The sequence below is a fragment of the Streptomyces sp. NPDC058000 genome (assembly GCF_042886435.1).
Classification (GTDB): domain Bacteria; phylum Actinomycetota; class Actinomycetes; order Streptomycetales; family Streptomycetaceae; genus Streptomyces.
Genome location: NZ_JBHVQS010000001.1, coordinates 17,362 through 30,329 on the forward strand (window position 1 = coordinate 17,362; position 12,968 = coordinate 30,329).

Sequence of the window (12,968 nt, forward strand, 5' to 3'; positions counted from 1 at the left end):
AGGACAGCCAAACCCCGGTCCACCGACCCGTTACTTGCCGAGCGGCAGACCGCCGAGCAGCGGAACGTCCTTGGTGGCCCCCGTGGCGCCACCGAGAATCTGCTTCGGGTGCTCGGCGGTCTTCTCCGCGCCCCGGACGGTGTCGACCAGCGGCTTGACCTGGCGACCGTCCACCCGCTTATTGCTCAGCGCGTCCGTCAGCCCGCCGTTGAGACTCATGTGCGGCGAGGCCATGTTCGGCGAACCGGCATCGGCAGCGAAAGCGGGCACGGCCGCGCCCAGCGCCATGACGGAACCGGCAACAGCTACGGCAGACTTCGCGTACTTCACTTCCCATTGTCCCTTCTGGTGCGGTGTTCGATGGAGTCGCGACATCAGTGCCGCGCGAGCAAGCACTTCGCTGCCCGGATCACCGCTTTCCCTCTGGCTAACGAGGCACGCCACCCGGAGAAACTGTGAAGTTCCAATTCCCCAGGCCCGCCACCTGAAAAATCGGGCCGCCCAGGACATGACCGCAAAGGGGCGAAAGGCCGCTGTCCCCGACACACAACGTTGGCAAGCCGAGGACGGCCACAACGAAACGGCTGAATTTCTTCGATCAGCGGTTGATACAGCGGTTCCCGAACTCCGGGTTGAGAATCCCGATGATGTCGATCATATCGCCGCACACGTTGATCTGGACGCGAATCGGCATCTGGACGACATTGCCGGAGATGACACCCGGGGAACGCTTGGCAACGCCCGCGGCGTGCGCGTCGACGAAAGCCGGCGCAGCGGCGCCCACTCCCATGAGCGTACCGGCGGCGACTGCTGCGGCCTTTGCGTACTTCACTTCGGAACGGGCGAGGTGTGCACCAAATGCGAATTCCTACCGGCAGGGGATTGACCTTTTCCGCCCGGATGGTTCGCGACACGGCGCCGCAGGCCCGGGGGCGGGCGGGATACGAGGGCCGGCGGTGCGGGGTGACCGACTCAGTGGTTGCCGCGGCCGTTGGCCGAGAGGATCGGGATGTCGTCGATGATGTGCGACAGCGCCTCGTCGCCCTTGGCCTGGGTGGAGTTCTCGGTGCACTGCTGGTTCTGCGGCGAGGACAGGACGTCGACGTCCTGAACCGTGACCGGGAAGCCCCCGAACAGCGAACCGACGTTCCCCTTGAACGGCAGACCGACGCAGAGCTTGTTCAGCGAGCCCTGGACGAACTCCAGTTGCGGGCTCATCTTCCCGTGCGTGGTGTAGTTGCCGAACACGTCCACGGAACGGTTGCCGTTGACCGTGGAGGTGCCGTGGCGATCGCCGACCGCCACCGCCTGCGGGGCGACCGCAGCCGCGACGCCGACCATGGAAGCGGCAACTGCCGTCGTGACCAGGACCTTCTTGATCACTGTTTACCCTTCTGGAAGCGGAGTGCCCGTATCCGGAGCGCACTGGTCAACTCGCTTCGTGGGGTACGGTTTCGCGGATTCACCCGAATGCCACGCAATCCATAGGTATATATCACCGCCTCCGGATGTCAACACCAGCCCCCCACTGGGCCCGTGACGGCTTCGTCTCTCGAATCCCTTACCTCCATGGGGAATTCAACATACAAAAGGCCCGCCCTGAAGCAGGGCGGGCCTCATTCACCTGACGGTGATCAGTCGTCGTTGATGCAGCGGTTGCCGAACGCCGGGTTGAGCGCCGCGACGATGTCGACGGTGTTGCCGCACACGTTGATCGGAATGTCGATCGGCACCTGGATGACGTTGCCGGAGATCACGCCGGGCGAACCCACGGCGCCACCCGAGGCATGGGCACCGCCGTGCCCATGGGCGCTGGCCATGCCAGCGCCTCCTACGACGGCAATGCCCGCGGCGGCGGACAGGACAACGGCCTTGGAGACAAACTTCACGGTGAACCTCTTCACTGAGCAGCATTCAGGTTTCTGTGCGCGCCGCCTGGAGCGACAAGCAGTTCAACGCAACAAACCGGGCAAAAGTAGCGGGCCAAACGGGTGACGGTTAGCCGCAAGTGCCGTACGGGGCACGTGTGGTGTCGGCAGGGGGGCGCCCGGCCGCGGTGGCCGATTGCCCGGTCCACCACGCTTCGTCCCGTCATCGTCACACGCCAACGGTCACGCACCGGTGATTGTCAGTGGCGTGGTGTGGTGTGCGATGGCTTCATGAAGGTGTTCCAAGGACGGGTGCCGGCCTGAAATGTGCTGACGCGCCGGGAGTTGATGGCGGCCGTGTTGGCGCCGGCCGGGCTCGGCGGGGCGTACTGCCGCGCCGAGGACGCCGAGGCGCTGGCCGTGGCGAGGCGCTGGTCGGGGGCATTGTCAGACCCTGGTGCAAGACTCGGGGCATGAGATGGGCGGTAGCAGAGACGGGCGACGGGGGTGCTCGTCTCTGCCCGCTCACTCAGGACGGCCGGCCCGCCGGGCCGGTGGTGCGGGAGTCCTCGCCCACCGAGGCGGTGCGGTCACGCCCTGAGGTCGAGCGGTGGGTGTGGCGTTCCACGGCCGAGATCTACCGTCGGCTATCGGCGGCTGGGGTGCGCGTCGAGCGCTGCTACGACGTGGAGGCCGCCGAGGCGCTGCTGATCGGCCACGAGGAGGGGCAGTCGGGCCAGCCCCGCTCGCTGGCCGCTGCCTGGGCACGGCTGCGCGGCCTGCCGGTGCCGCCGGACGCACCCCTGCGCGCCGCCGAGACCCAACCGTCCCTGTTCGAGCCGGGACCGGTGCCGCTGCCACCCGACACCGACGAGTTCACCGCGCTGCTGGAGGTCTACGCCGGCCAGGTGGCCCGCACGGCACGGGCCGAGCACCCGGACCGGATGCGCCTGCTGCTGGCGTCCGAGTCGGCGGGCATGCTGGTCGCCACGGAGTTGTCCCGGACCGGCATTCCCTGGCGCGCGGACGTGCACCGCGAGCTGCTGGACGGCCTGCTGGGCGAGCGTTTTCCGGGCGGGCTGGAGCCGCGGCGCATGGCGGAGTTGGCCGATGAGGTGTCGCGGGCCTTCGGGGAAGGCGTACGGGTCCGCCCCGATCTGCCCAACGACATCATCAGAGCCTTCGCCCGCGCCGGGATCGCCCTCACCTCGACGCGCAAGTGGGAGCTGCAACAGATCGATCACCCCGCGGTGGCGCCGCTGCTGGCGTACAAATCGCTCTACCGCCTGTACACCGCGCACGGCTGGTCCTGGCTCCAGCAGTGGGTGCACGACGGCCGGTTCCACCCCGAGTACCTGCCGGGCGGCACGGTCTCCGGCCGCTGGACCACCAATGGCGGCGGCGCCCTGCAGATCCCCAAGGTGATCCGGCAGGCGGTCCGCGCCGACCCGGGGTGGCGCCTGGTGGTCGCCGACGCCGACCAGATGGAGCCGCGGGTGCTGGCCGCGGTCTCCCGCGACGGCGGCCTGATGGAGGTGGCCGGAACGGGTGAGGACCTCTACGCGGATCTGGCGGCCCGTGCCTTCGGCGGCGACCGTGACCGGGCCAAACTCGCCCTGCTGGGCGCCATTTACGGCCAGACCTCGGGCGACGCCCTCAAACACATGGCCGATCTGCGCCGCCGCTATCCGGCCGCGGTGGCGTACGTCGACGACGCGGCCCGGGCCGGAGAGGAAGGCCGCCTGGTGCGCACCTGGATGGGTCGCACCTGCCCGCCCGCCTCGATGGCGCCGCCAGACGAGGCGGGGCTGCCCCAGGAGGAGGAGCGGCCCGGCGGCTACGGCAGCACCTCGGCGGCCCGCGCCCGCAGCCGTTTCACCCGCAACTTCGTGGTGCAGGGGAGCGCCGCCGACTGGGCCCTGCTGGTGCTGGCCGCGCTGCGTCATGCGATGGCCCGTGCCGAGCTCCGCGCCGAGCTGGTCTTCTTCCAGCACGACGAGGTGATCGTGCACTGCCCGGCGGAAGAGGCCGGAACGGTCGCCGAGGCCATCGCTACGGCGGCCGCCACCGCGGGCCGGATCGCGTTCGGCCCGACACCGGTACGTTTCCCGTTCACCACGGCGGTGGTGGAGTGCTACGGGGACGCGAAATGAGCCCGGTGGGCGGGTGTGCGCGCTCCACCGGTTCCTCGCTCCTCCCTCTCACCCCGCGGATTTCCTGTTCCATAGCTGATCTTCCGTGCTGCGGCGTCCCGAACTCGTCCCGCGCATAGGGGCATTGCCGCCGTTCTCCGACCCGCATGAGGGCATCGAGGCCACCCGTGAACGGTTCCGCGCACTGCTCGCCGCGCGGCCCGCCGACCGCTCGGGCGTGCGCAGCAAGCGCTACGACGTCCCGAGGCCCGACGGCAGTGCGCTGAGCATCGAGGTCTGCCACCCGGAGACCGGCGAGGGCCCCGCGCCCACCGGGCCGCTGCCCACCGTCCTGCACTTCCACGGCGGCGGCTACGCCCTCGTCCGCTCCCTCCCCGGGCAGGACCGGACCGCGCTCCCGCTCTGCCGTGAACTGCCCGCCGTCACCATCGTTGTGGAGTACCGGCTCGCGCCCGAGCACCGCCACCCGGCCGGCGTGGACGATTGCTACCTGACCCTGGAACGGACCGCGGCCCACGCCGCGGAACGGGGTATCGATCCCGAACACAACCCACCCGCACCCACACAGCAACGCAGCGCCGGCGCAGCGAGCCGTTGCGCCGTCAGTCGCCCGTTGCCGCTCCCCCAAGGTGCCGCCCGGCACCCGCCGGAAGCAGGCCGCGCGTGAGGCGGGTCATCGCAGCCACCAGGACCGCGCGGGGGGTCTCGGGGCGGTCCAGCCACCACAGGGCGAGGCCGTAGAGCGAGCTGCGGATCGCCTCGCCCAGGGGTTCCAGTTCGTCCTCCGGGATGGCGGGCGCCACCTCGCTCAGCAGGGCGATGTCCGTCTCCCGCTGTCTGCGCTGGAGTTCGCGGTGGAACGTCTGCACCTCCGGGTCGCCGGTGGTGTCCCGGAACATCATCCGCCAGGTGTACGGATGGGTCTGTACATGGCCGAACCAGGCGTCGTACATCGCCTCCAGGCGGGTGTTCAGGTCGCCCTCGCCGTGCAGGAGTTCACGGATGGGGGCGGCGGCCAGCTCGTCACGGTGCCGTTCCAGCAGGGCGAGGTGCAGCTCCTGCTTGGAGTCGAAGTGGCGGTAGAGCATCGGCTTGCTCAGTCCTGCCTCGGCGGCGATCTCCCCGATCGTCGTACCCGCGAAGCCGCGCTCCGCGAACAGCCGGGCGGCCGCGTCCTCGATGCGCGTCCTGGCCTCCGCACGGGTGGCGCGGCTCCGGTCGATCTCGTTCATGGGGCGTCCTCGTGGTTTTCGTGGTCCTAGTGGTCCTACCGGTCCCCGCGGTCCCAGTGGTTCCCGCGGCCCTTGCCGTCCCTCGTGCAGTGTCGCTGCCGGCGGCGAGTACGGGCGCGGCTGCGGCTGCGGCTGTAGGTGCGCGGCCCCAGCCGAGTGCGGGAATCTGGCGCATTTTCGCCGTGACGTTCGGCTCGCAATTGTCTCTTCAGTGAAGGATACTCAGTGGTGTACCACGCGGTATACGCATTAGTAACTTCAGTGATCGCCGCGCGGGCAAGACGGACGGGGGTTCGACATGATTGTTTCCGTGCACCTCGCCGACCTCGGCATCGGCGCCACGCGCGCCGTCCTCGGCCGGTCCCCGCAGCCGGGCAAGATCCCCGGCCTGCGGTTCGCCACCACCACCCTCACCGGCGCCATCGCCGCCGGCCCACCCAAGCTGCGCCCCGCCCGGGCCGCGCTGCTCGCGTCGTGGGACGACGACGCCGCCCTTGACCGCTTCCTCGCCGAGGACCCACTGGCCAGACGGCTGGCCGGCGGCTGGCAGGTGCGGCTCCGGCCGGTGCAGGTCCTGGGCGCGTGGAGTCCGCTGCCGGTCGAGACCGACCCCGGCGCCACGCTGTCCGACGAGGACGGCCCGGTCGCCGTGCTCACCCTCGGCTCGCTGCGGCTGCGCCGCGCGGTCCCGTTCCTGCGCGCCAATTCCCGCGCCGCGGGGCGGGCCGCAGCCGATCCGTCGATGCTCACCGCCGTCGCCCTGGCCAGACCACCCCGCTTCGTCGCCACGTTCTCGATATGGCAAAGCGTCTCGGCGATGAGCCGCTACGCGTACGGCACGGCGCACCCGCAGCACAAGGAGGTGGTCCAGGAGCACCGCGCCCAGCCGTTCCACCACGAGGCGGCGTTCGTCCGCTGCCGCCCCTACGGCACCCGGGGCACGCTCGACGGGAGCGAACCGATAACCACGGCCGCCACGGACCCGGCACGCCCTAAACTCGCCGGGTAGGGGGCCGTCAGCAGGTGAACGGCCGAGATCCGAGCCATCCGAGCCGCGAAGGGACCAGCGTTGACCGACACCGAAGGGGCCGCCGACGCCCCGGTCGCGAGTGAGGCGCCGGTCACCAAGCTGAGCCCCAAGGACCGCCGCAAGCGGATCACCGACCGGGTGCTGGCCGAGGGTCAGGTGAGCATCGAGGAACTGGTCCAGGAGCTCGGCGTCAGCCAGATGACGGTCCACCGCGACCTGGACACCCTGGAGCACCAGGGCTGGCTGCGGAAGGTCCGCGGCGGGGCCACCGCCACCCCCAGCGCGCTCTTCGAATCCACGGCGCGTTGGCGCGGCAATGAGCAGGTGGCGGCGAAGGAGGCGATCTGCGCCGCCGCGCTGGCCATGGCCGAGCCGGGACAGGCCGTGATCATCGACGACTCCAGCACGGCGCTGCCGCTGGCGCGCTCGCTCTCCTCGCGCGGCGCGTTCACCGTCATCACCAACTCCCTCCAGGTCATCAACGAGCTGGCGGACGAGCCCGACATCCGGGTGATCGCCCTGGGCGGCGAGTACCACGCGGCGTTCAATGCCTTCCTCGGCATGTCCACCGCCGATATCGCCCGCAGCTTCCGCGCGGACATCGCCTTCCTGTCCACCTCCGCGGTCGACAACGGCCACTGCTACCACCAGGCGCAGGAAAACGTCCTGGTCAAGCGCGCCCTGATGGCCGCCGCCCGGCGCAAGGTGCTGCTCGTGGACCACTCCAAGTTCGGCCGCCAGGCGCTGTACGAACTCGCGCCGCTGGCCGACTTCGATCTCGTCATCTCCGATGAACACCTTCCCCAGGAGGAGCGGGACGCGCTTCAATCCCTGGGAGTGCATTACGAGTTGGCGACGGAGGGGAGCAGCCGGGGATGAGCGACGGCAACGGCAACAGCAACGGTGTGGAGCGCATCAACCCGCCCCACCTCGCGCCGCCGACCGGATTCAGCCATGCCGTGTGCGTCACCGCTCCCGGCACCCTGGTGTTCCTCGCCGGGCAGACCGCCCTCGACAGCACAGGCCGGATCGTCGGGGACGGCATCGTCGAGCAGTTCGAGCGGGCGCTCGGCAACCTCCTGGAGGTGGCGGCCGCGGCCGGCGCCGCCCCTTCCGACCTGACCAAGCTCACCGTCTTCGCGGTCGATATCGCCGACTACCGCCACCACGCCAAGGAACTCGGCCGGGTGTGGAAGCGCCTGGTCGGCAGCGACTTCCCGACCATGGCCGTGATCGGCGCCACCCGACTGTGGGACGAGGCGGCCCTGGTGGAGATCGAGGGCATCGCGGTGGTGCGGTAAGCCCGCCACGGTCGCGCGGGTGCGCTGAGCGCGGGCACCGGCTCACTCTCCGTACGTCGCCACCAGCGCCTCGGCGTCCGCCGCGGAGAGCGTGATCCCGAACTCGGTGTCCAGCAGGCCCGGAATCTCCTCCGGCGCGACCTCCCGCACCTCCCGCGACCAGTCCGGCCGGGTCAGTGCCAGCTCCCGGCCGACCAGGGTGCGACGCAACTCGGACCCCGGCTTCTGCACCACGATCTTGCCGGTGAACGGCGACCGCGGGTGGGTCGATATGTAGTAGTTGAAGACGGTGTAGTCGACCGGGAAGCGCCGCTCGGCCCCGAAGGCGTACAGGTCGAACCAGCCGTCCTCATGGCGCGACCGCAGCACCCACGCCTCGGTCTCCTTCTCGTAGACCAGGCCGAAGGTCCAAGCACCCTGCCGGTCCTCGACGCCGTCCCGCAGCGGGAGGGGTGCGAGCAGCGCCTCGCCGCCGAAGCCGACGTCGGTGATCCACTCCGCGCCGTCCAACTCCACCTTCAGCAGGGCGTGGGTGACCGGGCGCACCTTGTCCTCACCCATCCGGATCCGGGCGCCGAGCCCGGAGACCCGGAAGCCGAGGCGTTCCAGGGCGGCCGCGTAGAGGAGGTTCTGCTCGTAGCAGTAGCCGCCGCGCCGCTGCCGGACCATCTTCGCCTGCAGCGCCTCCAGGTCGAGCAGGATCGGGCGGCCCAGCACGATCTCCACGTTCTCGAAGCCGATGGCGGCGCTGTGCGCGGCGTGCAGCGTCCGCAGCGTCTCCAAGGTCGGCCGGCGATCACCCTCGTAGCCGATGCGCGCCAAGTAGGCGTCCAGGTCGAGCTGTTCGCCGCCCCACGTGGATCCGGTCATGGTGGCTGTCCCCCTTCGTCGTGGCGCCCTCCCTACGGGGAGCCGCAACGGAGCTTATGAGACACCGGCACCGGAACGGATCGGCTATCGGGACGACGCCTCGCGGCGGCCGGACCTAGGCCCCCGACCGAGGAGGCACAAAGCCGGGAGGCCGGGAGGCCAAGGAGCCAGGAGGCCAAGGAGCCGGGAGGCCAAGGAGCCGGGAGGCCAAGGAGCCAACGGCCGGCGATGTGGCCGACGGGCCCCAGCCTCAGCAGCCCTCGGCCCGTCACCCCTCACCTACGCTGACGCGCCATCCCCACCGGATCGGGCTTGAACGCCCAGGTCATCTTGGGCTCCATGGCGAACCGGAAGATCCGCTGCACCGGCGGCGTGCACAGCAGCGTGATGATGGTGCCCGCGATCAGGGTCAGCAGCACCTGCCCCCACGGCGTGTGCAGCCACGCGTTGTCGTACCAGTGCCAGAAGCGCGACCCCTTGGCGAGGAACCCGTGCAGCAGGTAGCCGTAGAGGGTGCCCGCGCCCAGCGTCGTGTACCACGTCCGGCGGCCCGGCACCCAGGCGAAGAAACAGGCCACCAGCACCAGCGAGCAGCCGAACATCGCCAGCGTCATCACCACCCCGCTCCACCAGGGGGCACCCAGTTCCTGCGCGCTGTCGCGGTGGTAGAACCACGCGGCGTTCATCCGCGGCGCGGCCCAGTAGGCGAAGACCAGCGCGCCGGCGACGACCGGCAGGGCGGCGATCCGCACCGACCGGCGGCGCACGAGCTGGAAGTGCTCCGGCCGCAGGGTGAGTCCCACGATGAAGAACGGCAGGAACTGCAGCACTCGTTGGAGGTTCAGATCGTCACCGATCTCCGGCGAGACGGCCGCCAGGACCGCGATGGTCAGCGCGAGCGGCAGCGGCCAGCGCACGATCTTCCACAGCGGGGTGGTCAGTCGCCAGATGAAGAGCGCGACCAGGAACCACGTCAGGTACCACGGTTGCAGGAGGGTGATCGGGTACCCCGGATCGTCGTCCGCCCAACGCTTGAAGAAGGTGTAGGCGACCTCGAAGAGGACGTACGGGACGGCGACGCCGGTGATCAGCCGCTGTAGCCGGTCCTTGCGCATGTCGAAACTGCGCGAGAAATAGCCGGAGATGATGATGAACGCCGGCATGTGGAAGGCGTAGACGGTGATGTAGAGCGCCGCCGCCGACCGGCTGCCGGAGCGCAGCGGCTCCCAGGCGTGCCCCATCGCCACCAGCACGATGGCCAGGTACTTCGCGTTGTCGAAGAACGCGTCGCGGCCTTTGGCCGGGGCCCCGTCGGTCGCCGTCCGGCCGGTCCCGGCCGCGGTCCGGCCCGCGCGCCCCTTGGCGTGCCGCCCGCCCCCGCTTGCCACCCCGCCCGCGTCGTTCGCCGACGGCGCGTCCGGGGCGATGGTCGCTGTCGTCACGCCCACCCCGTTCGCCCCGCCGGCCGCACCCGCCACCTGCGGTGCGTCCTTCGGCATCTGCCGCGGCGCGGGCAGCGGAACCCGCCGCTCGCCGTGCGCCGGAAACTCGTTCGTCAACGGCTCTCCCAGAACGTGCCGTTAGGAGGAGCCGGATGTGGCAAAGCGACGGGCTCCACAACGGAACCCAAAAGCCAAATCCAGCGTCTTAGTTCATTTACAGGGAGTGTGGCGTCGAACATCCCTGGCACCTTAGCCGCGCCGACGGAATCCCGTAAATCCCGCTCGGCCGGGGCCGCCCGCCGGGCCACTGCCCTTCGCCGCACCTTCACCCGACTCGGGCGAAACCCCGCAAAATACGGGCGGGAGATTACACCCGCAGCCCCCGGACGAGCAGTCGCAACTCCGACACACACGAAAAAACCCACCCGCCGGCGAACAATCCCCCGCGCCCCCGAACAATCCCCCTACCCACCCCACACCAACGGGTCCGCATCCCACCCTCCGCACACACCCACGAAAGGGGTGACCAGTCGATCGGTCAGTCGATAACGCCTTCCACGCCGTGCCCCCGGACCGCCCGCACACTCGCCGTCGCCCCCACGTCCCATGCGTAGATCTCCAACCGCCGGCCGTGCGGCCCACGCAGTCGGTGCACGGCCCGGACCCACCGCGAACCGACGTCGGACATACGGGGATTGATCTGATCGGCGAAGCGCGCATAACGCCGCAGTTTGTTCACCGGGGGCCGCCCCAGAATTCCCGTACGCACCTGTGGCATCAGCTGGTGCACCCGCTTTACACACCGCACGCAGAAGCTCTGGATCACCAGCCGATTACTGATATGCGCACGATCCAGCCAGCCCAACGCCCGTAGTTCGCGGAGGGTTTGCACCTCGATTCCCGGATATTGCTCGGGCGCCTTGAGCTCCAACAGCAGCCCCTGCCGATTACGGTCCAACCTGCGCAGATAGTCGGCGAGCGTGGGCACCCGCTCACCCGTGAACCGTTTCCCGAACCAACTCCCGGCATCCAGCCGCGCGATCTCCGCCGCGGTGAAATCCCGCACCCGCCACGGCGCCCGACGCGGAAACGCCTTCGCGGCGTTGGTGGTCCGGTTGAGGGTGGTGTCGTGCATCACGATCAGCCGGCCGTCCTTGGTCCGCTGCACGTCGTTCTCGACCCACACCAGCCCCCGGCGGTGCGCCGCGTCGACCGCCGCGAGGGTGTTCTCCGGCGCGTACCGGGACGCACCCCGGTGGGCAATCACGAACGGCGCGCTCTGCCCCGCCTGGAGGCTCACGACCGTCCCACCCCGGGTGGCCAGTCGCTGATGCCCGTCCGGCCCGGACGCCAGCGCCGACGACGCCACGGTCACCGTGACGACGAACGCAACCGCCCCGGACCCGATCCGCAACCTCCGGATCCGCACCGATCTCCGAAGCATGCGGGGCCTCCCGGTCACTCGGCAGCAGACGCTGCCATCTGCGTCAGACAAGCCCCCTAGGGCCTCCGCAGCTGCCCTGCCTCCCGACCCTGCCCCCATCCCGGCACCGCCGCCACGCGAACACCCCCACCCACACCCCGCCGAAAACCCGTTCCCGCACCCTTTCCGCAGGTCAGAGCCGTCCCCCAACCCCTCACCCGCGAACCCTCCATCCGTGCCCCACCCCGAGGCCACCCCCCACCCCACCCACAACAAAAAACCCAGGCCAGAGAATCTCTGACCTGGGTTCCAACTGAGCCGCCTTCGGGATTCGAACCCGAGACCTACGCATTACGAGTCAGCATATGATCGTACTGATCATGGTCGACCTTGCCCGGATCTCGGAAAAGTGGCAGGTCAGAGTGGGTACGGGCTCTGGGTCCTGCCAGGTCTTGCAAGATCGTGCGTGATCCTTCCGTTCCCATGAGGTTCCCATCTGTTCCCGTGCTCGGACCCCCGAACCGCTCCAAACGGCAGCGTTGCCGGTGAGCGTGGTGAGCGGATCCTGGGAGCCTCGCACCTGCATCGAGATGAACGCGAGCTCACTTCCCCTACACCCGAGACGGATCGGCTCGTCTGCTACCAGGCATCCGCGGCACGAAGTGGCACGTGGAGCGGCGCCGAACGCACCACCACCATCGCCACCCTCGCACCGACTCCACCACCGCTGAGAAGCGGGCTTCTCAGCGGGATCTCGACGAGAATAAGGCTGTGCTAACGTGTGCGCTTGAAAGTGATGTTGCAGTCCAGGTGACGGCAGCTACGGCGCCTTGTGCCCGTAAGCACTAGCGCAGATATGGCTGTGCCCCGGGCTGTGTGCAAAGCAGTGACAGTACTCCGGGGCGCACGCTTTCGAGGCTAACACGGAATCTTTCATTCAGGGGGCGTCGATGGTGACCGACGATGAGGTCAAGCGGATCGTGGACGCGATCTCGGCGGAGAGGTTCCAGCCCTTCCTCGACGAGTGCGGAGGCGACCCTCTGGTTGCCCTCCGGCTCTACTTCTGGGACGGAGAGGCGTCCCGCGCATTCCTCGGCACCCTGCGCGACTTCGAGGTTGCGATGCGTAACTCATTCCACGCCAAGCTGGCTGGTCGTTACGGCCGTGCCGACTGGTGGGACTCCCCTCGCGTGCAGCTGACCAGCAAGGGCATTGAGCAGGTGCGCAGCGCCAAGCAGGCTCTTCAGCGTGAGCTTGGACCCGGCTTCGACCCCGGGGACATGGTTGCCAAGCTGACGCTGGGCTTCTGGGTGGGGCTGATCGGCCGCGGTGTGAACTATGAGATGCAGTTCTGGAACCCTGCCCTGCGCCACGCATTCCGCGGTTACCACGGCCGGCGCGGTGCCCTCCAGCAGCAGCTGGACCACGTACGCCGCTTTCGCAACCGTATTGGCCACCATGAGCGCATTTGTCACCGTCACTTGGACAAGGACTTCGACACGCTGCTCGGGCTGATGGAGCACGTGTCTCCCGAGAAGGCCGCTCTGCACCGGAAGTTCAGCCAAATCCCCGAGGTGCTCGCCCGTAAGCCGAGGGTACTGGCCGGCGCCGAGCCGATCAGGCTTTGAGGCCGTGATGTCCCGGCAGCG

At 69.2% G+C, this 12,968-nt stretch carries 14 protein-coding genes; 6 read left to right on the forward strand and 8 right to left on the reverse strand.

Features of this window, described 5'->3' with window-relative positions; translation table 11 throughout:
- Positions 1-30: 30 nt before the first annotated feature.
- The 4 genes from ACFVT2_RS00120 to ACFVT2_RS00135 all read right to left on the reverse strand — a co-directional run bounded on the left by ACFVT2_RS00120 (position 31) and on the right by ACFVT2_RS00135 (position 1,889).
- Positions 31-330, reverse strand: a complete 300-nt coding sequence (locus tag ACFVT2_RS00120) for a hypothetical protein (RefSeq protein ID WP_390010342.1) — start codon at positions 328-330, stop codon at positions 31-33.
- 268 nt (positions 331-598) lie between these two features.
- Entirely contained in the window at positions 599-832 is a 234-nt protein-coding gene (locus ACFVT2_RS00125) for a chaplin (RefSeq protein ID WP_390010344.1), read from the reverse strand.
- 140 nt (positions 833-972) lie between these two features.
- The gene (locus ACFVT2_RS00130) at positions 973-1,383 is read right to left on the reverse strand and encodes a rodlin (protein WP_390010346.1); all 411 of its coding nucleotides are present in this window, start codon (positions 1,381-1,383) and stop codon (positions 973-975) included.
- 251 nt (positions 1,384-1,634) lie between these two features.
- The gene (locus ACFVT2_RS00135) at positions 1,635-1,889 is read right to left on the reverse strand and encodes a chaplin (RefSeq protein ID WP_390010348.1); all 255 of its coding nucleotides are present in this window, start codon (positions 1,887-1,889) and stop codon (positions 1,635-1,637) included.
- Between the two features lie 452 nt (positions 1,890-2,341).
- On the opposite strand from ACFVT2_RS00135, the gene ACFVT2_RS00140 reads away from it, so the two are divergent.
- Both ACFVT2_RS00140 and ACFVT2_RS00145 read left to right on the forward strand, forming a co-directional pair.
- Entirely contained in the window at positions 2,342-4,021 is a 1,680-nt protein-coding gene (locus tag ACFVT2_RS00140; RefSeq protein WP_390010350.1) for a bifunctional 3'-5' exonuclease/DNA polymerase, read from the forward strand.
- An 85-nt stretch (positions 4,022-4,106) separates the two neighbouring features.
- Positions 4,107-4,688, forward strand: coding sequence for an alpha/beta hydrolase (locus tag ACFVT2_RS00145; RefSeq protein WP_390010352.1), 582 nt, complete (start codon positions 4,107-4,109; stop codon positions 4,686-4,688).
- On the opposite strand, the gene ACFVT2_RS00150 is transcribed toward ACFVT2_RS00145, so the two are convergent.
- A complete protein-coding gene (locus tag ACFVT2_RS00150; protein WP_390010354.1) occupies positions 4,624-5,253 on the reverse strand; it encodes a TetR/AcrR family transcriptional regulator in 630 nt (209 codons plus the stop codon). The genes ACFVT2_RS00145 and ACFVT2_RS00150 overlap by 65 nt on opposite strands.
- Positions 5,254-5,551: 298 nt before the next feature.
- On the opposite strand from ACFVT2_RS00150, the gene ACFVT2_RS00155 reads away from it, so the two are divergent.
- From ACFVT2_RS00155 to ACFVT2_RS00165, 3 genes are read left to right on the forward strand one after another with little or no spacing between them, the layout of a single operon-like run.
- Positions 5,552-6,262, forward strand: coding sequence for a spheroidene monooxygenase (locus ACFVT2_RS00155; RefSeq protein WP_390010356.1), 711 nt, complete (start codon positions 5,552-5,554; stop codon positions 6,260-6,262).
- 60 nt (positions 6,263-6,322) lie between these two features.
- Positions 6,323-7,162, forward strand: coding sequence for a DeoR/GlpR family DNA-binding transcription regulator (locus ACFVT2_RS00160; RefSeq protein ID WP_390010358.1), 840 nt, complete (start codon positions 6,323-6,325; stop codon positions 7,160-7,162).
- Entirely contained in the window at positions 7,159-7,584 is a 426-nt protein-coding gene (locus ACFVT2_RS00165) for a RidA family protein (protein WP_390010360.1), read from the forward strand. The genes ACFVT2_RS00160 and ACFVT2_RS00165 overlap by 4 nt, the downstream gene beginning before the upstream one ends.
- 42 nt (positions 7,585-7,626) lie before the next feature.
- On the opposite strand, the gene ACFVT2_RS00170 is transcribed toward ACFVT2_RS00165, so the two are convergent.
- The 3 genes from ACFVT2_RS00170 to ACFVT2_RS00180 form a co-directional block, all read right to left on the reverse strand.
- Positions 7,627-8,454, reverse strand: a complete 828-nt coding sequence (locus ACFVT2_RS00170; RefSeq protein WP_390010362.1) for an arylamine N-acetyltransferase — start codon at positions 8,452-8,454, stop codon at positions 7,627-7,629.
- Positions 8,455-8,729: 275 nt separating this feature from the next.
- A complete protein-coding gene (locus tag ACFVT2_RS00175; protein WP_390010364.1) occupies positions 8,730-10,013 on the reverse strand; it encodes an acyltransferase family protein in 1,284 nt (427 codons plus the stop codon).
- A 421-nt stretch (positions 10,014-10,434) separates the two neighbouring features.
- Positions 10,435-11,340 carry a glycerophosphodiester phosphodiesterase gene (locus ACFVT2_RS00180; protein WP_390010366.1) on the reverse strand — a complete coding sequence of 302 codons (906 nt, stop codon included), beginning with the start codon at positions 11,338-11,340 and terminating at the stop codon, positions 10,435-10,437.
- A gap of 929 nt (positions 11,341-12,269) precedes the next feature.
- Between ACFVT2_RS00180 and ACFVT2_RS00185 the strand changes: the two genes are divergently transcribed.
- Positions 12,270-12,947, forward strand: a complete 678-nt coding sequence (locus ACFVT2_RS00185) for a hypothetical protein (RefSeq protein ID WP_390010368.1) — start codon at positions 12,270-12,272, stop codon at positions 12,945-12,947.
- Positions 12,948-12,968 lie beyond the last annotated feature (21 nt).